This is a genomic window from Streptomyces tritici (assembly GCF_048500665.1).
Classification (GTDB): Bacteria; Actinomycetota; Actinomycetes; order Streptomycetales; family Streptomycetaceae; genus Streptomyces; species Streptomyces tritici.
The window spans coordinates 7,143,262-7,160,510 of record NZ_CP183183.1; the positions used below are offsets into that span (position 1 = coordinate 7,143,262).

Annotated in this window: 18 protein-coding genes and 2 pseudogenes; 8 read left to right on the top strand and 12 right to left on the bottom strand. The window is 71.8% G+C overall.

The genetic code is table 11. The annotated features are described in order from the left end of the window. Together ACNJ93_RS33045 and ACNJ93_RS33050 are read right to left on the bottom strand one after the other, a co-directional pair. On the bottom strand, positions 1–399 hold the full coding sequence (locus ACNJ93_RS33045; protein WP_418961155.1) for a hypothetical protein: 399 nt from the start codon (positions 397–399) through the stop codon (positions 1–3). A gap of 33 nt (positions 400–432) precedes the next feature. After that, positions 433–2,646 carry a SpoIIE family protein phosphatase gene (locus tag ACNJ93_RS33050; protein WP_418961156.1) on the bottom strand — a complete coding sequence of 738 codons (2,214 nt, stop codon included), beginning with the start codon at positions 2,644–2,646 and terminating at the stop codon, positions 433–435. Positions 2,647–2,912: 266 nt separating this feature from the next. Here ACNJ93_RS33050 and ACNJ93_RS33055 point away from each other — a divergent pair, with 266 nt between their 5' ends. Continuing rightward, positions 2,913–3,839, top strand: a complete 927-nt coding sequence (locus ACNJ93_RS33055) for a hypothetical protein (RefSeq protein WP_418961157.1) — start codon at positions 2,913–2,915, stop codon at positions 3,837–3,839. Positions 3,840–3,878: 39 nt separating this feature from the next. Here ACNJ93_RS33055 and ACNJ93_RS33060 read toward each other — a convergent pair whose 3' ends face one another. Then, positions 3,879–4,229, bottom strand: a complete 351-nt coding sequence (locus tag ACNJ93_RS33060; protein ID WP_418961158.1) for a zinc ribbon domain-containing protein YjdM — start codon at positions 4,227–4,229, stop codon at positions 3,879–3,881. 314 nt (positions 4,230–4,543) lie between these two features. On the opposite strand from ACNJ93_RS33060, the gene ACNJ93_RS33065 reads away from it, so the two are divergent. After that, complete coding sequence (locus tag ACNJ93_RS33065) at positions 4,544–6,097, top strand: serine hydrolase (RefSeq protein WP_418961159.1); 1,554 nt, start codon at positions 4,544–4,546, stop codon at positions 6,095–6,097. 50 nt (positions 6,098–6,147) lie between these two features. On the opposite strand, the gene ACNJ93_RS33070 is transcribed toward ACNJ93_RS33065, so the two are convergent. After that, positions 6,148–7,188 carry a vWA domain-containing protein gene (locus tag ACNJ93_RS33070; protein ID WP_418961160.1) on the bottom strand — a complete coding sequence of 347 codons (1,041 nt, stop codon included), beginning with the start codon at positions 7,186–7,188 and terminating at the stop codon, positions 6,148–6,150. 173 nt (positions 7,189–7,361) lie between these two features. On the opposite strand from ACNJ93_RS33070, the gene ACNJ93_RS33075 reads away from it, so the two are divergent. After that, the gene (locus ACNJ93_RS33075) at positions 7,362–8,480 is read left to right on the top strand and encodes a hypothetical protein (protein WP_418961161.1); all 1,119 of its coding nucleotides are present in this window, start codon (positions 7,362–7,364) and stop codon (positions 8,478–8,480) included. 92 nt (positions 8,481–8,572) lie between these two features. Here the strand turns inward: ACNJ93_RS33075 and ACNJ93_RS33080 are convergent, their stop codons facing one another. Beyond that, positions 8,573–8,704 (bottom strand): hypothetical protein, encoded by a 132-nt coding sequence (locus ACNJ93_RS33080; RefSeq protein WP_418961162.1) that lies wholly within the window; start codon positions 8,702–8,704, stop codon positions 8,573–8,575. Positions 8,705–8,747: 43 nt separating this feature from the next. Further along, a pseudogene (locus ACNJ93_RS33085) lies at positions 8,748–8,906 on the bottom strand (N-acetyltransferase family protein); the annotation flags it as partial. A 178-nt stretch (positions 8,907–9,084) separates the two neighbouring features. On the opposite strand from ACNJ93_RS33085, the pseudogene ACNJ93_RS33090 reads away from it, so the two are divergent. Next, positions 9,085–9,129 (top strand): annotated as a pseudogene (locus ACNJ93_RS33090) (hypothetical protein); the annotation flags it as partial. A 118-nt stretch (positions 9,130–9,247) separates the two neighbouring features. Here ACNJ93_RS33090 and ACNJ93_RS33095 read toward each other — a convergent pair. Both ACNJ93_RS33095 and ACNJ93_RS33100 read right to left on the bottom strand, forming a co-directional pair. Then, the gene (locus tag ACNJ93_RS33095) at positions 9,248–9,748 is read right to left on the bottom strand and encodes an NUDIX hydrolase (RefSeq protein ID WP_418961163.1); all 501 of its coding nucleotides are present in this window, start codon (positions 9,746–9,748) and stop codon (positions 9,248–9,250) included. 283 nt (positions 9,749–10,031) lie between these two features. Beyond that, on the bottom strand, positions 10,032–10,829 hold the full coding sequence (locus ACNJ93_RS33100) for a helix-turn-helix domain-containing protein (protein WP_418961164.1): 798 nt from the start codon (positions 10,827–10,829) through the stop codon (positions 10,032–10,034). Between the two features lie 142 nt (positions 10,830–10,971). On the opposite strand from ACNJ93_RS33100, the gene ACNJ93_RS33105 reads away from it, so the two are divergent. The 3 genes from ACNJ93_RS33105 to ACNJ93_RS33115 all read left to right on the top strand — a co-directional run bounded on the left by ACNJ93_RS33105 (position 10,972) and on the right by ACNJ93_RS33115 (position 12,923). Beyond that, positions 10,972–11,415, top strand: coding sequence for a nuclear transport factor 2 family protein (locus ACNJ93_RS33105; protein ID WP_418961165.1), 444 nt, complete (start codon positions 10,972–10,974; stop codon positions 11,413–11,415). 129 nt (positions 11,416–11,544) lie between these two features. After that, positions 11,545–12,195, top strand: a complete 651-nt coding sequence (locus ACNJ93_RS33110; protein WP_418961166.1) for a DUF402 domain-containing protein — start codon at positions 11,545–11,547, stop codon at positions 12,193–12,195. A 167-nt stretch (positions 12,196–12,362) separates the two neighbouring features. Further along, a complete protein-coding gene (locus tag ACNJ93_RS33115; protein WP_418961167.1) occupies positions 12,363–12,923 on the top strand; it encodes a hypothetical protein in 561 nt (186 codons plus the stop codon). A 65-nt stretch (positions 12,924–12,988) separates the two neighbouring features. On the opposite strand, the gene ACNJ93_RS33120 is transcribed toward ACNJ93_RS33115, so the two are convergent. Together ACNJ93_RS33120 and ACNJ93_RS33125 are read right to left on the bottom strand one after the other, a co-directional pair. After that, on the bottom strand, positions 12,989–13,606 hold the full coding sequence (locus ACNJ93_RS33120; protein WP_418961168.1) for a LysE family translocator: 618 nt from the start codon (positions 13,604–13,606) through the stop codon (positions 12,989–12,991). 114 nt (positions 13,607–13,720) lie between these two features. Next, on the bottom strand, positions 13,721–14,836 hold the full coding sequence (locus tag ACNJ93_RS33125; RefSeq protein WP_418961169.1) for a diaminopropionate ammonia-lyase: 1,116 nt from the start codon (positions 14,834–14,836) through the stop codon (positions 13,721–13,723). Between the two features lie 173 nt (positions 14,837–15,009). On the opposite strand from ACNJ93_RS33125, the gene ACNJ93_RS33130 reads away from it, so the two are divergent. Continuing rightward, positions 15,010–15,936, top strand: a complete 927-nt coding sequence (locus ACNJ93_RS33130) for a LysR substrate-binding domain-containing protein (protein WP_418961170.1) — start codon at positions 15,010–15,012, stop codon at positions 15,934–15,936. Between the two features lie 28 nt (positions 15,937–15,964). Here ACNJ93_RS33130 and ACNJ93_RS33135 read toward each other — a convergent pair whose 3' ends face one another. Both ACNJ93_RS33135 and ACNJ93_RS33140 read right to left on the bottom strand, forming a co-directional pair. Further along, entirely contained in the window at positions 15,965–16,501 is a 537-nt protein-coding gene (locus ACNJ93_RS33135; RefSeq protein WP_418961171.1) for a GNAT family N-acetyltransferase, read from the bottom strand. A gap of 201 nt (positions 16,502–16,702) precedes the next feature. After that, complete coding sequence (locus ACNJ93_RS33140; protein WP_418961172.1) at positions 16,703–17,167, bottom strand: MarR family transcriptional regulator; 465 nt, start codon at positions 17,165–17,167, stop codon at positions 16,703–16,705. Positions 17,168–17,249 lie beyond the last annotated feature (82 nt).

Here is a 17,249-nt window from a genome sequence, read left to right on the forward strand (position 1 = left end):
CTACTCGCCCCCCGGAGCGAACCGGACGAAGCCCGCCAGGCGCGGGTGGAACGTGACCGCCTCCCCTTCCCCGAGAGCCGAGCGGACACCCGCAGCCACGTCGGCGTCGGGTTCGCCGAAGACCTCGAAGCGCTCGACCTCGCAGTGCTTCATCACCTCTTGGATGTACGGGTCCGCCAACCGCCAATGCGTGCGCACGGCGTCGGAGTCCCGGTACAGCTGGAAGCTGTGGGCGAGCATCCGCTCCTCGTCCACGAAGGTCTGCACCATCAGCTGAGGCCCGTGCTCCTGCGCGAACGCCACGGCCCGCGCGATGGCCTCGCGGAAGTCCTCCAGGTGGCCGTCGGTGATGCGCATCGTGTTCCGGAACAGAAGAATCGTCGTGTCGTCGTAAGTCATGACACAACACTTGCACCTCAAGCAAGCTTGAGGTCAAGGCCGTTCCGGTCCCGGCCCGCGCCCCGCCTCCGGCGCTGCGCCGGTACGCAGGAGGAGCAGCGCGATGTCGTCCGTGTAGTGCGCGCTGGGCCGGGCATGGCGCAGGAGTATGTCGAGGAGCGGCTCCAACTCCTGGCCGCCGTACCGCGCCAGTTCCCGCGCCAACGCCTCGGCCGCGTGCTCGGGATCGCTCCCCGGGGCTTCGACGAGACCGTCGGTGTAGAACGCGAGCGTCGTACCGGGTGGGAGGGACAACGGAGTAAGGGGATACGAGACGCCCGGGTCGACACCGAGCAGAGGGCCTGGGTCGAGCCGCACGACGGACGGCGGCCGGTCGGGCCGGTGCAGCAGCGGCGGCGGGTGTCCCGCACTGGCCAGAACGGCCTCGCGGCGCACGAGGTCGATGTGCGCGTACAGGCAGGAGACCAGCAGATCGGTCTCCAAGTCGGCGAGGACCCGGTTGGTACGGGCGAGAACCTGGTCGGGCGGCGCGCCCGCGGTGGCGTGGATGGCAGTGCGGACCTGTCCCATGAGCGCGGCGGCCGGCACGTTGTGCCCCTGCACGTCGCCGATGACGGCCGCGACGGTGCCGGCGTCGATGCGGATCAGGTCGTAGAAGTCGCCCCCGATGTCCATGCCCCGGCTGGCCGGCAGGTACCGCGCCGCGGTCTCGAGGCCCGGCAGGGCCGGCAGGCTGTGCGGCAGGAGTGCCTGCTGGAGGCCGTGGGCGAGGTCGCGGGTGGCGTCGTAGAGCCGGGCACGGTCGAGGGCCTGGGCGATCAGTCCGGCGAGGGAGGTCAGCACGGCACGCTCGTCCGCGCTGAAGGAGCGGGGCCGGTCGTACGAGAGGATGCAGCAGCCCACGGGGCGGCCGGAGACGACCAGCGGCAGGAACGCCCAGGCCTGCTTGCCGCTGATCTGGGGCGCTCGCGGGTAGCGGCGGGCCATCTCGCCGGGGCTGGCGAAGAAGGACGGGATGCCGTCGTCGAGCGCCTTTCCGGCGGGGGTGACGCGGGTGTCCAGGGGCAGGCCGTCGAGCCGGTCGATCGTCTCGCGGTCGTAGCCGTGGTAGCCGGTGATCTTCAGGCGGCCCGCCTCGGCGGCCGACAGGACGAGGCCGTCGGCCCCGAAGGCGGGGAGCACCTGGTCGGCGATGAGCTCGACCACGTCCCGCACGGCCACCGTCTCGGTCAGCGCGGCCGCCAGGTGCACCAGCTGGTACAGCCGCCCGGTCTCCCGGCTGCCGGCGGGCGCGGAACCGGCGGACCGCGTCGGCATGCCGCCGGGCGTCGGCACGCCCACGGGCCTCGGCACGCTGCCGGACTCCGGTCGGCCGGGGTCGGTCGCCGGGGCGCGGGAGATACGCACGCTGATGCCGCTGGCGTCCGGGTACAGCTGGAACTCCAGCCAGGTGTCCGGCGGGCGCACGGCGGTGAAGGCGACCGGGTCGCGGCTGATGACGGCGGCGCGGTACTGCTCCTCGACCACCGAGTCGTCCAGCCACGGCAGGGACAGCCACGGGCGGGTGCCCAGCAGCCGCGCTGCGTCGCTGCCGAGGAGCGTGGCGGCCGAGTCGGACACGAAGGTGATGCGGCCCTGCAGGTCCAGGCCGAGTGCCCCTTCGGGCAGGCGCTCGACGTAGTCCGCCGCGGCCTGCGGCGACGGTCCGTTCGGAGCGCGAGGCGCCGAGCCGACCGCGACGAGGCGGGGCTGCTCGGGCACGGCGGGCGGTACGGCGGAATCGGCCAGGACGCGGGCGACGCGCCGGGCCGCGGAGCTGATATTGCCCTGCTGGCGGGGGGTGGCGCCGACGGGGTGGTCGGCCCCGAGCGGGCGGTCGGCGGGCCACATCAGCAACAGCGCGCCCCGGCACCCGCCCGGCAGCGGCGCCGCCGCGAGCGCGATCCGGTAGGGCAGGCTCGCCGCGGCACGCGGGTACGCGCGGACCATCTCCTCCTGCGAACCCACCCACACCAGCCGGTCCTCCCGGACCGCGTCGCACACAGGGACGGGCGCGCTCAGCGGCACCCGCCGCCACGGCCAGGCCACCTCCAGCGGAACGCCGCAGATCACCACGAGGCCCAGCACCCCCGCCGCCTCGTCCCACAGGTAGACCGCGCCCGCGGACGCGCCGGTGCGGCGCACGATGTCCGCCAGCGTCTCGTCCAGCAGCCGGTCGCCGTCGGGCCGCTCACCGTGGCCGGACACCGCACCCGGCCCTTCGTACGGACGGGCGACGACCACCGGCGGCCACCGTTCGCACACGACCGTGGCGCCGGCTGCGCACAGCCGCGCCACTGGGCAGGCCACACCCGTGCCTCATACCCCGACGATACGCCGGGCCCCGCCCGGGCGGCGGGGCGACGAGGCGACGCATGGCGCGCGCACCGAGCGCCTCGCACCCGCGCTCGACGGCCGGGGACTGAGTACCCGTACTCATGTACATCCCCCTGCCAACTGGCAGTCTCCCCGCCATGACACGTCGCAATGGATCACTCACGGCCCTCCATCTCGCCCTGGTGTGGGCGGTGGCGACGGGCGCGGCGACGCTGCTCGGGCTCGCGCTGTTCGCGGCGGCCTGGTCCGGCGGTGCGGGGGCCTCGCTGCTGGTGCTCGCTCTGGGCCTGCCACTGACGCTGGGCCTGCTGGCGACGGCGGCGTTACCCGTGAAGGCGTCTGTGCCGCTGTGCGACACGGTGCCGCGGCGCCTGGGCTGGGCGGCGCTGGTCTTCGTCCTGGGCACGCTCGGCGTCCTGGCGGGCGTCGCCGCGTACGGCGAGGACGTCGACCTGGGCAGCGCCGGTGTCCGGATCGCGCTGGTCGGGCTGCCCTACACCGTGGCCGCCGCGTTCTTCGTACCGAACCGGTGGGTACGACTGGGAGCGCTGGCCGTACTGGCGACCGGCGTGGCCTATGGCGGCTTCGTCGGCCCGGACCAGGCGGAGAAGCGCCGGTACGAGGCGGAGCTCGCCCGGTACCGGGCGCAATCGGAGATGCTGTACCTGGCCTCCCCGCCGCCGGGCATGCACATCTCTCGCGCCGAACTCGGCCCGGCCGCGTTCACCGTCGACTACCGGCCCGTCCAGGACGGGAGCGGGATGGGGTACGTGGGCCTCGTCGTCCGATCGCCGCGCATGGAGCCGGCCCAGTGCCTGCCGCCCGTGGGAAAGGGCGAGACGTGCACCAGGAACGCGCGAGGCGAGCTGATCACCGTCCGCACCCTCCCCGACGGCGTCCGCCACATCACCCTCGTCCGCCGGCACCACGACACGGAGGTCGAGGTCTCCAGCCAGAGCCTCGACGAAACCGGACTCCGCCACCTCCTGGACACGCTGCACGCGCCGTCGGACGAAGAGTTGGACCGCCTGATGAGAGAAGAGAAGATCGTCCACAGGCAGTGAGAGGAGGCCGGGACCGGAGCCGGAAGCCGGCCTCCGGCGTCAGGCCTTCTTCACCACGCTGGACTTGAGCTGCATGGGGCCGAATCCGTCGATCTTGCAGTCGATGTCGTGCCCGTCGACGCCGTCCACGAGGCGGATGTTCCGTACCTTCGTACCGGCCTTGATCCCGGTGGGGCTGCCCTTGACCTTCAGCGTCTTCACGACGGTGACGGTGTCGCCGTCGGCCAGCACGTTGCCGACGGAGTCCTTGATCACCTTCTCGCCGCCACCGTCCTCGGCGGCGGGGGAGTGCGACCACTCGTGCCCGCATTCGGGGCACACCAGCAACGCACCCATTTCGTAGGTGTAGGCGCTGGAGCACTCAGGACAAGGGGGGAGGTTCTCGTTCACTCCCTGAGTCTACGTCCCCTGCCGCACCGCCTCAGCGCGGCGCAGAGCGGCCATCGCCGCAGCTCACGCATGGCGGCCGGAGCCGTCGTCCAGCGCGGCGCCGAACGTCACAACCACCCACGCGGAAGGCCGTAGTTGCCTGCAACGGATCGACGAGCCGGAGCCCACGGCCATCGGAACGGCTCCGCGTCCCAGACACCTGCCCACCGTTACCCACCCGTCGGCACGCCACCACCACCCGCCCCCACGACGCCCGCCCCGCTCTCTCCGCGGCAGCGCGCGACAGACGGCGTCGCAGGGCTTTGAATGGAGAGGTGAGCATCGTCCGATGGCTTGCCGCGGCGGGGCTGACGGCATTGCTGGGAGCGACCGCCCCCGGTCCGTCGCCGCCCCCGCCTCAGCCTCCGCCCCAGCTCGACGACGCAGACGTGAACCGCGCCGTCGACCGGCTCGACGAGGTGGTCGGAGCCGCCATGAAACGCACGGGAGTGCCCGGCGTGGCGGTCGCCGTCGTCCACGACGGCAAGGTGATCCACCTCAAGGGATACGGCGTGCGGAAGGCCGGCGAGGACGCCGGCGTCGACGCCGACACCGTCTTCCAGCTCGCGTCCGTCTCGAAACCGGTCGCCTCCACGATCGTCTCCGGTGCCGTGGGCGTCGAGGGCTGGAACAAGCCCGTCGCCCCGAACGTGCCCGGCTTCCGGCTGAAGGACCCGTGGGTCACCTCGCACGTGACGGTCGCCGACCTCTTCGCGCACCGCAGCGGCCTGCCGGACCACGCCGGCGACCACCTCGAGGACCTCGGCTACGACCGCGAGTACATCCTGTCCCACCTCCGCTACGAGCCGCTCACCCCGTTCCGGGCGAGCTACGCCTACACCAACTTCGGCCTCACCGCGGCGGCCCAGGCGGTCGCCGACCGGGAGGGCGTCCCCTGGGAGAAGCTCGCCGACGACGTCCTCTACAAACCGGCCGGCATGAACTCCACCAGTTCGCGCTTCGAGGACTACGTGAAGGCCGCCGACCGCGCCTACGGTCACGTCAAGGTCGACGGCGCCTGGAAGGCGCGGTTCGTCCGGGACCCGGACGCCCAGTCCCCGGCCGGCGGCGTCAGCTCCACCGCCCGCGACATGGCCAGGTGGCTACAGCTGCAGCTCGCCGACGGAAAGCTCGACGGCAAGCAGATCATCGACGCCGAGGCCCTGGAACGCACCCACTGGCCCGAATCCGTCTCCGGCCCGCCCGGCGCCCCGGCCGGCCGTACCGCCTTCTACGGCCTCGGCTGGAACGTCAGTTACGACGACGAGGGCCGGCTCAGGCTCTCGCACACCGGAGCCTTCGCCCAGGGCGCCCACACCAACGTGACGATGCTGCCCGGCGAGCAGCTCGGTATCGTCGTCCTCACCAACACCTCCCCGGTCGGCGTCGCCGACGTCGTCGCCCTGGACTTCTTCGACATCGCGCAGTACGGCGAGCCCAGCAGGGACTGGATCCCCCTCGTCGACGCGCTCTACCAGCAGCAGGAGGACGCCGGCCGGTCGAAGACCGACTACGCCCACCCGCCGTCGGACGCCACCCCCGGGAAGCCCGCCGACACCTACGTGGGCCGGTACGACAGCCCCTATTACGGACGGGCGGAGGTCGTCGCCGGCGAGGACGGCGCTTTGACGCTCCGTCTGGGACCGAAGCCGCAGAACTACCGCCTGACCCACTACGACGGCGACACGTTCAGCTTCGAAACCGCGGGCGAGAACGCCGTCGGTCCCACCGGAGTCACGTTCACCCCGGACGGCACGTCCTTCACCGTCGAGTACCTGAACGCCGAGGGCCTCGGCACCTTCACCCGCACCGACGAGCCGTCCGACTGACGACCCGTCGGTCCGCAGGCCCGCCCGCGTACGTCCCCGGGTCCGCTCCCTCAGACCATCACCAGCAGCCGCGTGTTCGGCACGAGCTTCCGGTTCACGCTGGTGCTCTGGACGAAGATCGTGAAGTCGTCGTTGTGGTCCGGCTTGACGCGGACCTCCTGGTCGGGCAGACCGAGCAGCGCCCGCGCCTCCGGCCCGGTGTACACCTTGTCGGACTTCTTCTCCAGCACGGCTATCTGCTTCCGCGCCTGGATCTTCTCGGACTTGCTGAGCTGGTAGAACGCACCACCGGTGCGGTACGTGAGCCCGCTCTCCACGACCCAGTCACGGATCGCCGCGTCACGCGTCACCGGGACGAGCCGGTAGTCCGAGGACTTCACCGGAGTGAGGCCGGCGGCCTTGATGGTGTCCTTGTTGACGGCCTGGGCGCCGGTGGAGAACACCGCCCGCGACCCGCGGATCCCCTTCGTACGCCCCACCATGAACTTCTCCGTGGCCTCCTGGATGACCTGGCCGGCCTCCTCCAGGCCCTGGGTGCTCGTGGCGTCCCAGATGGCGATGTTGTCGTTCGGGAAGCCGCACTGCATGGCCTCGCGCTTGCCCATCTGGTCCGGCACGAGAACGGCCAGCGTCCAGTTGTCCTCCTGCGTCGCGATCAGGTCGGCGACCGCCGCGATCAGTTCACGCTGGCTCCGGGCCGGCGCGTCGGGGCAGCGGTGACTCGCGTTCTCCTGCCCGTCGGTCAGCACGAACGTCAGGAAGCTGTGGTCGCCGTACAGCTGGGCCGTCTGGGCCAGCTCCCGCTGCGACTTCAGCGTGGCCGCCAGCAGGGCCGTCATGCCCCCGACGCGGTACAGCTGCTTCAGGGACGGCATGCGCAGCACGTCCTTGTCGTAGATGACGCACTCCACCTTGTCCGCGAACACGTACACGGTGACGCGCGTCTCCTGGTCCAGCTCCCGCGACCGGCGGGCGAGGTAGGCGATCTGCTGGTCCGCGACCTCGACGACCTTGCGGCTCAGGTGCGACATGGACGAGCTGGCATCCAGCACGAGCGCGACGTGATTGATGTAGTTCTGGGTACCCGGCATGGCAAACTCCCCCTCGTTTCCGACTCGGTACCCCTACCGTCTCACCCACCACTGACAATCGGCCTCGACGCCGGTCAACGGGCCCCGACCAGCAACTTTCGCCCCGCCCAGCCCCCGGGCGTCACCAGAATTCTTCTTGCTCCCACCGCCGCGCATCGGCGAAGATCCCGGGCGTGTCTGCCATCCTGCCTGCCCTGCTCGCCGGGCTCATAGGCTTCCTCATCACCGAGTACCGCTCCCGAAGACCCCTGCATCCCCCTGCGGACAAGTGGGTTCGCGAGAAGTTCGTCCCCGTCGCGTACGGGCTCGTGCCGAGGGAGGCCCTGGACGCCAGCCGGGCGGGACCACCGGCGCCCCCGTACCGCCTGAAGGAGATGCAGGCCGTCGCCCAAGCCGCGTGGGCCGGCGACTGGCGGCCGGCCGCGGCCTACGTCGCCGCCGCCGGGGACGACTGGGACTCCCGCTGGTCCCGCACCGAAGTGCTCCAGCAGATCGCGGACGAGGACGACGCCTGGCTCGAGGCGTGGAGGTCCGAGCAGCCGGACAACTGCGACGCCGCCACGGTCCACGCCGGCCTGCTCCTGCACCGCGCCTGGGAGATCCGGGGCGTCGAGTACGCCCCCATGGTGCCCGCCGAGCGGATGCAGCAGTTCCAGGCACTGCTGCCGCAGGCGATGAACGCCGCCCACGCAGCCGCGGAGCTCGACCCGCGCAACCCCGGCCCCTGGGTCGTCATGATCACCGCGGCGCGCGCGATGTCGTACTCGCACAAGCAGTTCCGCGGCCTCTGGGAGGGCCTGACCGCCCGCGCCCCGCACCACTACATGGGCCACTGTCAGGCCCTGCAGTACTGGTGCGGCAAATGGCACGGCTCGGACCGGCGGATGCTGGCCTTCGCCCGCCGAGCCGTCGGCAACGCACCCGCCGGAAGCCCGCTGGCCGGAATGTTCCTCCACGCCTTGCAGGAACTGGACACGCGCGGCGGAACCGGCCGCGAACAGGCCCGGAAGTCCCGGCGGACGCTGGCCCGGATCACCCAGTCGCTGGCCCAGGTCGACCCGGACGACGAAAACCTCCCTCAGCTGCGCCACTTGCTGGCGTACTACCTGCTGCAGGCGCGCCGCCACGAGGCGGCCCTGGAGCAGTTCCGGCTGATCGGCCGCTGGTGCGGGGCGTTCCCCTGGACCGAGTCCGACGACCCGGTCGCCGCGTTCGACAACGCCCGAGGCCGCGCCGCCAAGCGGACGAAGCCGCAGGACCACCACAAGGGCGCCGCGGCGATGCGCCGCTGAACCTTGCCGGGCCGGCCGCCTCGCCGCGCGCGGCCGAGGCTGAGGTGGCACGACCTCGTCGTCGCACCCCTCGGGACCCGAATGCCGCGCGCCTACGAGGGCGAGGCGACCGGCCAGGTGTACTCGAACTCGGGCAGTTCGAAGCCCCGCTCGAAACGGCAGACGCGTTCGTCGGTACGGACAGCACCGTGTCGCTCGTAGAACGACGGCGCGGGTGTGGGCACGCAGTACCTCCAGGCAGACGGCTCTGCCGGGACGCTCGTGAGCAGCCCACGCGAGCACGTGGCGCAGGAGCCGCCCCCCGATCCCGGAGCCGGTCCGTCCCGGCCTCGCATGCAGGTTGTCCCGCAGGAACCGCCCGGCGGAGCGCGGCATCACGTAGGCAAAACCGGCCACTTCGCCGTCGCTCCCCGCCACGAACAGCACCGCTCCGGAGCAGGGCTGGAGAAGCCGCCCACGCCACAACTCCAAGCGATCCTCCAAGAGGGGACCTTCGAGAAAACCGTCCGGCGTGATCCCCGCGTAGGCCGTCCGCCAACTCTCGGCATGCAGCGTCGCGATCTGCCAGGCATCCCCCGGTCCCCGATCCTGATCCTGGTGCGGAGTGCGCCTCCCGGAGTCGCAGCGGGACCGCTGGTTCGAGGAACTGGAGCGCCGTGGGATCGACCCGTGGGAGAACGAGGTCCCCCGCCGAGTTCGAGGACGACCGCTGGCTCGCCCTGCCGCGCGAGGAGTAACGAACCAGAGCGGCACACAGAAGCCTCGGATCATCCGCTCCCGCGCGCGTCGTTCCGCACATGACCAAGGTCGACCGGCCGTGCCGGCGCACCATGTCGCTGGACATCGGCGAGCAGCCGCGGCAACTGTGGCGGCCACAAGGGCTCGTGGTCGCCGGACATGTCCTCCGGCGACCACCAACGCCACCGGAGAATCCCGTCCGCGGCATGCGGGCCGGCCAGGTCGCCGACCGGATCCCGACGGGGCGCCGCCGCGAGGAAGATGTGCTCGTGCTGGCGGACGGGCACCCCGGCCCTGGTGAAGTCGTGCTCCCACTGGCAGAGCAGGGTGCCGTCGGGCGCGATGTCCGTCCAGCCGGTCTCCTCGCGCACCTCGCGTCGCGCCGCCTCCAGCGGCGTCTCGCCCGCGTCCAGCCCGCCGCCGGGCATGGCCCAGTGGACGCCGACTTCCTCGTTGTCGTACCGGAACATGAAGACCGACCCTGCCGGGTCGAGAAGCGCAACTCGGGCCGCTCGTCTGGGAATCCGCATCGAGCCAGCCTGCCAGCGCGGAGCGGCCGCTGTCGATCATGCCGGGTCGGCGACCACCGGTCCGGCCGGAGGAGCCCGCAACCGTCCCCGAGGACCGCTCGGAACACTCAGCCGAGTCGATCGGGCAGCGGTGCGAGGCGGTAATTGGCCCAGACGAGGTTGTCCATCTGGTGCTGATCTCCGCCGGGCGGCAGGACAATCGACCCCCGCGCCCGACTACTACTCCTTCTGTCGCCCGCCCTCGGTGACGACGCCGTGCCGGATGACGTCGTCGACCGCTTGACTACCTGGATACAGCCGCCCGCAACAGTGCCGCCGTGCCCGGATTCGCCGGGAAGAACGTCTCGACGGCGATCTCGTCGAGCGTGACGTCCCGCGGCGAACCGAACACCGTCGTCGTGTAGAGCAGGGCGAGTTCGCCGTAATCGGTCGCCAGCCTGAGAGGGACGACGAGGTCGTGCGCCGCGTCGTCGACGGCCGCTGCGCTGCCGCCCGCGGCAGAGGCAGGGGAGGGGTAGCTGTTCAGCTCCGCGAGCAGCTCGGCCAGGCCGGCGTCGGCAGTGCGTTCCAGCTGCCGGCGGACCCGGCGCAGCACGTGGGCCCGCCACTGCGCGAGGTTGATGATCCGACCGGCGAGACCGTCCGGGTGCAGGGTCGCCTTCAGGACGTTGAACGGCTGTTCCGTACCGAAGTCCACGTCCCCGAAGAAAGGCGCCACGGCACGATTCGCGGCGACCAGCTCCCACCGCACGTTCACCGCGAGCGCCGGATTCGGCTCGTGCCCCGTCAGTACGGCCTCCACGGCGGCGCGCGCCACGCCCAGGTCGGTGAAGGACCGTTCGGCGTGCACGGGCGCGAAACCGCCGGCCAGGTACAACGCGTTGCGCTCCCGCAGCGGCACGTCCAACTCGTCGCACAGCCGCCGGATCATGTCCCGGCTGGGGGCCGCACGCCCCGTCTCGACGCAGCTCAGGTGCCGGGTGGAGACCTCCGCCGCGAGCGACACATCGAGCTGGGAGCGGCGGCGGCGCTCGCGCCAGCGGCGCAACAGCACTCCGACCGGTTCGGTGGTGGTCGTCATGACCTCAGGCTGCCCGCCCGGCACACGCGACGGCAATGACCTCGCAGGTCATCGACAGCCCCGCCGGCGCCCCGCACAGTCGTGCACCGGACAGCACGACCGCCGCACGGCGGGCGTTCGACGAGACGAGGGAACACCGACCATGACCGAGACGACCGTCCGGAACCAGGACTTCGCGCAGCTTGTCGAGCAGTACGTGAGCTTCTGGAACACCGACCCCAAGGACGACCAGCACCCCCAGCCCGCCCAGTACCAGCAGCACGACCAGCACGAGCACGCCGCGGCGATCTTCACCGACGAGGTCGAGTACCGCGCGCACATCGGAGTGCTCACCGGCCCGCAGGCACTGATCGACTTCCACCAGCAGTTCACGGGCCACATGGGAACCGTGGAGTTCCGGCTGCGCGAGCACCCCCAGGCACACCACAGCCGTGCCCGGCTCCCCTGGGAGATCCTGACCGGCGACGGTTCGACGTTCGCCACCGGAACCGACATCCTGCACCTCGACGAGAACGGCCGCATCAGCTCCGTCACCGTCTTCCTCGACCAGGCCCCCGAGGGCTTCGACCCCGACGCGCACGCCTGACCGCTCCCCCTCACCCCCTCGCGAGCCCCCTACGCCCCCTTGCCCGCCCCCGCTGCCCCGCGCTGAGGTGGGAACGAAGCCCTGCGGCTGGAATTCCGGCAGGCAGCGCCAACACGGAGGAGGGCAAGGGTGACGCACTTCAAGGCGGGCGCGACGGTGGTGCGGCGCGACGTACACCCCGGCGGCCAGGTGTGGAGCGAGCAGGCCCTGCGCGTCGTCGCCGACGGCAGCGAGGGACTGCTGACCGCCTGCGCGCCCGGCGCGGAGGCCCGATGGCCCGCCCTGTACGCGAAAGCCCGCGCCGACGGCGACCGAACGGTGCGTACGGAAGCGTTCGACGCGATGGCGAGCGGAAAGTGGGAACTCACGGCCGCCGCATGGCAGCAGACAGAGCTGCTCCTGTGGAGACCGCCGACGGCCTGGTTCAGCGTCAACGCCTTCTACGAAGCGGCCGGCCTGAGGAACTGGTACGTGAACTTCGAGCGCCCCACCCGCCGCACACCGAACGGCTTCGACACCTTCGACCTCACCGTGGACCTGGTGGTCGCCCCGGACCTCACCACATGGACATGGAAGGACGAGGACGAGTACGCCCATGCCCGACGGCTCGGCATCGTCGGCGACACCGAGCACCGGGCGGTGGACACCGCCCGCGACCAGGCCCTCGCGATGGTCGAGAACCGCACCGGCATCTTCGCGGACGCCGACCGATGGGCGGCCTGGCGCTGGGATCCGACCTGGCCGACCCCACGCCTGCCACGGAACAGGAGGAAGGAGTAGAGCCACGATCCGTATCGTCAGCTGCGCTCCAAGGGCAACGGGAGCCCGCCCGCCTCCCCATGTCACCCGAGCGGCGGTCATCCGTCCGGTCGGCCCACAGGACAGGCGAGCCAGCCGGCGGGGAAAGGCTAGGGCCGCATCAGTCCGCCGCCCCGAGGAGTCCGCGTATGGCCCGCACCTTCGCCCTGGCCCTGACCACCGCCGCCGCGCTCACCGTGCCCCCCAGCGTCGCGGCGACGGGCCCGCAACCCGGCAGGGCGGCGGCCGACATGGCCGTCACCTACCGGGCGACGGCGCCGTTCCAGCAGCACGCCAACGGCGTACGCGCGGGGTACAAGCCCGACCGCTACTGCGTCTTCGACCGCGTGGGCGGCACGGGAGCACTCGGCTACCCGCACTTCAATCACGCCTACGACAACTCGACGGACCCCGCCAAGCCCACCGCGCTGTTCTACGAGGACGACCGCGGGGGCCGTAAGCGCCTCGTGGCCGTCGAATGGCTGGTCTACGACCGCGACCAGGACCCGACCACGGACGACGACCGCCCGAGCATGTTCGGCGTGCCCTTCAAGGGACCCAACCGGGGCAACTTCCCCGGCCAGCCCGTCCACTACGCCTTGCACCTGTGGCTCTGGAAGAAGAACCCCGAGGGGAAGTTCACCACGTACAACCCTGCGGTCACCTGCCTGCCCGGCACCACCCGCCCCCTGCCCCACCCGAGTCCCTGACCCGGCGTATCCGCCCTACGAGTCATGCTCTCGCAGAGGATGCCGCAACTCACCCGGGGCCCCGCTCATCCGGAAGAGGCGGCCACCGCGACCCCGAAGCCGATCAGCGCAACGCCTGTGCTGCGCCCCAGAGCCCGTCGGATCCGCGGCTTCTCGAGAACCGTCCCGGCCTTCGCCAGCAGGAGCACGTAACCGCTCAGCCAAGCGAGGGTCAGGAGGACGTGGAGGAGGACCAGGAGCGCCATGGCCCAGGCGGCCGGCAGGCCCGGCGGGGCAAGGGTCGGGAGCAGCCCGGTGTAGACGACGGCGATCTTCGGATTGAGGACGTTGCTGACCAGCCCCGTGCGCCACGGACTTCCGGCCGTGCCGGCAACACCCGTCTCTGCGCCGGCCCCGGCGCGCCGGTGCTGCCACAGGGCCTGCGCGCCGAGGAACACCAGATAGCCGGCGCCCAGCAGCTTGACGATCACGTACGCCGCCGGCGACGCGGCCAGCACAGCCGCGAGCCCCGCGGCGGTCAGCGCACCCCACAGCAGCAGCCCGGAGGCGATCCCGCCCACGGTGCGCAGCGCGTCCCCGCGCCCGGCAACGAGGGCGCGACGCGTCACCACGGCCATGTCCGGCCCAGGCATGACAGTCAGCAGTCCGAGGACGGCGAGCGCCGTCGCGAGGTGGGTCAGCACGCCACCCGCCTCCCGCTCGCAAACGGGTCCGAAAGGATCGTCGGCCAGGCGATGCTGACGAAGAGGCGACCTGGCACTTGAGCAGCACCTTTCAGTCGTGGCGGTCCGGCGGTCTCAATCAACGGCGTGCGGGTTCGCGGCCGTTCCCTCGGTGCTCAGCAGCACGACGACCGACGACGTTTCGAGCCCCAGCGCCGTACGGCGCTCGTCGGCGCCGACTCCGGTGAGCGCGGCGCGGAGTCCGGCGAGCGAGGCGGCGCCGCACGGGCCGGACGAGACTCCGAGCGCGGCGAGGTCGGCGGCGGCGCGGGCGCCGGCCGCGTCGGAGACGGCGATGGCGGCGTCCAGCCCGCCGTACAGGTAGGGCCAGGCGATGCTCGACGGTGTACCGCAGTTCAGCCCGGCCATGGTGGTGTCACCGGTGGCGACGCTGACGGGTTCACCGGCGGCAAGGCTCTGGAGGACACACGCCGCGACCTCGGGCTCCACGGCCAGCAGCGCCGGACCCTGATCGGCGGAGCGGCTCCGGTAGTGCGTGACGACCGCCTGGGCCAGCGACCCCACGCCGACGGGCACCGCCACGAGAGTGGGCCCCTCGACCGCTCCCGCCGCCGCCAACTGCTCGTCGACCTCGGCGCACAGGGTGGAGTACCCCTCGACGATCCACCCGGGGATGCGCTCGTAGCCCGGCCAGGCGGTGTCCTGGACCAGGACGGCGTCCGGTCGCTCCGCGGCCGCGGCAGCCCGCCGGACGGCCTCGTCGTACGGCCCCTCGACCCGGCTCACCTCCGCCCCCTCGCCGGCGATGGCGGCCACGGCCTCGGGGTGGACGCCGCGGGGGACGAAGACATGCGCGTGCTGCCCGAGCAGGCGAGCCGTGCGGGCCACCGCACGCCCGTGGTTCCCGTCGGTGGCGGTCACGAGAGTGACCGGCACCCGTTCCCCGGTACGCGCTGCCCGCTCGGCCAGGGTGCGGTGCACCGCCCACGACGCGCCCAGCGCCTTGAACGCCGGCAGTCCCAGACGGCTCGACTCGTCCTTGACGAAGACGCGCCCGACGCCGAGCTCCTCCGCGAGCTCGGGGAGCTCTCTCAGCGGGGTGGGCGAGTAGCCGGGCAGCGTGCGATGGAAGTCCCGTACGTCGGCGGGAACGGGCTCACACCGCCACGTGCGGGCACCGGATCGGGCGAACCACGGCAGCGCAGGGAGAGAGGAATCGTTGTCGGACACCTGCCTAGCGTGCGCTGCGTCTGCGCGATCGGTCCAGCGAATGTTTTTCACCTATATTCATCGGAAAACCCGAGCATTGCCTCGCCCAACCCAACTCTTCCCATCCCCCGACCCGACCCGACCCGACCCGACCCGACCCGACCCGACGCGACGCGGAAGGAAGGACGCCGCCGATGTTCGACCTGCACCGACTGCGCCTGCTGCGCGAGCTCAAGCACCGCGGTACTCTCGCCGCTGTCGCGACCGCGCTGTCCTACGCGCCTTCCTCCGTCTCCCAGCAACTCGCGCAACTGGAGGCCGAGGTCGGCGTGCCGCTCCTGGAACCGGTCGGGCGTCGGGTACGGCTGACTGCACAGGCCGAGATCCTCGTCGCCCACACCGAAGCGGTCCTGGAACGCCTGGAACGCGCGGAGGCGGACATCGCCACCTCCCTGACCGACCTCACCGGCACTCTGCGCGTCGCCACGTTCCAAACCGCCGCCCTGGCCCTGATCCCGACCGCCCTCGGCCTCCTGCGCGCACAGCATCCCCGCCTGCGCGTCCACGTCCGCCAGATGGAGCCGGAAGGCTCCCTGCCGGCCCTCCAGGCCCGCGACTTCGACCTGGTGGTCGCGGAGGAGTACCCCGGGAACCCCTACCCGCGGTCCGCCGTGCTGGAGCAGGAGGACCTGCTCGACGACCCGCTCCACCTGGCCCTCCCGGCAGGCGTCGACGTCCCGGAGGCCAGCGGCCCTACGGCGGCTTTGCGCTGTCTCGCCGACCATCCGTGGGTCATGGAGCCCGAGGGGACACCCGCGCGTCAGTGGGCCATGACGATGTGCCGCAACGCCGGCTTCGAGCCGGACGTACGCTTCGACACCACCGACCTCCTGCTTCACCTGCGTCTCGTCGAGCAGGGCCACGCCGCCGCGTTCCTGCCCGACCTGGTCTGGAACGGCCGACCTCCGACGGTTGCCCTGCGACAGTTGCCGCGCGGCCGGCGCGCCCGCCGCGTCGTCACCGTGGTACGCCAGGGCCGCAGCCGGCACCCCGCGATCCTGGCTTGCCGCGACGTCCTCCGCGAGGCGGTCCGCTTGGGACGTCCCGCCCCCACGCGGTGAGCCCGAGAGGGGCCGACGACGGCAACGGTCAGCCGTCACCGCGAAGAAGAGCCCGCAGGTCCCGGACGTACCACGCGAATGTCACGTCCTTTCCGCCCGCCGGCGGCGCGGCCGGAACGAACCCCGCCCGCCCCGCGACGGCGACGGAGGCCCGGATCTCCGGGTCCACCTGGATGACCGCCTCCTGTCCGCCGTCCGCGGCGGCATACCGGGACGCCAGGACCACGGCCCGGGTGGCCAGCCCGCGGCCCGTCCACGACGGGTAGAGGCCGTAGGAGACGTTCACCTGACCGGGCGCCAGGCCCTCAGGCGCGAAGCGCAAGTCGACCGTCCCGGCGAGGGCCTCGACGGCACCCACCCGGATCCCGAAAGCGCGCAGCGGCCCGGCGGCGGCCCACTGCTCCTGACAGTGCCGGATGTACGCCTCGACGCCCTTGCGCGTGCCGGGACCGCCGTTCAACCAGCGAACCAGCGGCTCGTCCTCCCCGCTCAGATGCGCCTCCGCATCGGCCAGGTGCAGCGGCGACAGCGTGACGACCCCGTCGGACAACTTCACTTCATGCACACGCCGATTGTCGACGAGCGAGCCGGGGCCGCACCACAGGATTCCCTCCCGCGCGCTCCGCGACGGTCGAGGCGCCGGGCAAGGAATGTCCGCCCGGCCCGACGAAACGCCCCCAGGCCGCCCGCCGGCCGACGCCACGACACGAGAGCCACCCTCGTAGGACAGCACGGCGGAGTGGCGGTGTGCCGACGGCAGCGCCCGTCACTCGGGCAGATTGCCGTCGCCGCCCATGTTGGCGACCATGCGGCGCAGGACGTTGATCGTGGTCACGAAGTCGGCGGTGTCCACGCCCTCGTGCACCTGCTGATGCACGCGCAGGTTGCGCTCCTTGGCCCGAACGCGCCCGGCCTCGCCCGCCTCGGTCAACGTCATGAGTCCGTCGTCCTCCGTCAGCCAGCCCCGGGCGACGAGGTCGTCGAAGACCTCATGGAAGTCGGTGCCCGAGTCGTCCCACTTCGCCAGCCGCTCGATCAGTGTGGCGCGGGTCCACCTGCCCGGACTGCCGGCGACGTGGTTGAGCGTCCACCAGTGCGGCTGGGTGAGCTTCTCCACCGCCAACTGCTCACGCAGGGCCCCCACCACCAGCCGGCACGCCATGCCGGTCCAGGCGCCGATGGGCTGAGCGGCCAACTTTTCCGGCGAGTACTCCTTGAGCGTCACGTTCACGCACCCTCCTGCTCGTGATCAACACAGCGCGACGACCGTAGAACCTCAAGTTCAGTCGAGGTCAAGGCGAAGGCGCCGGCCG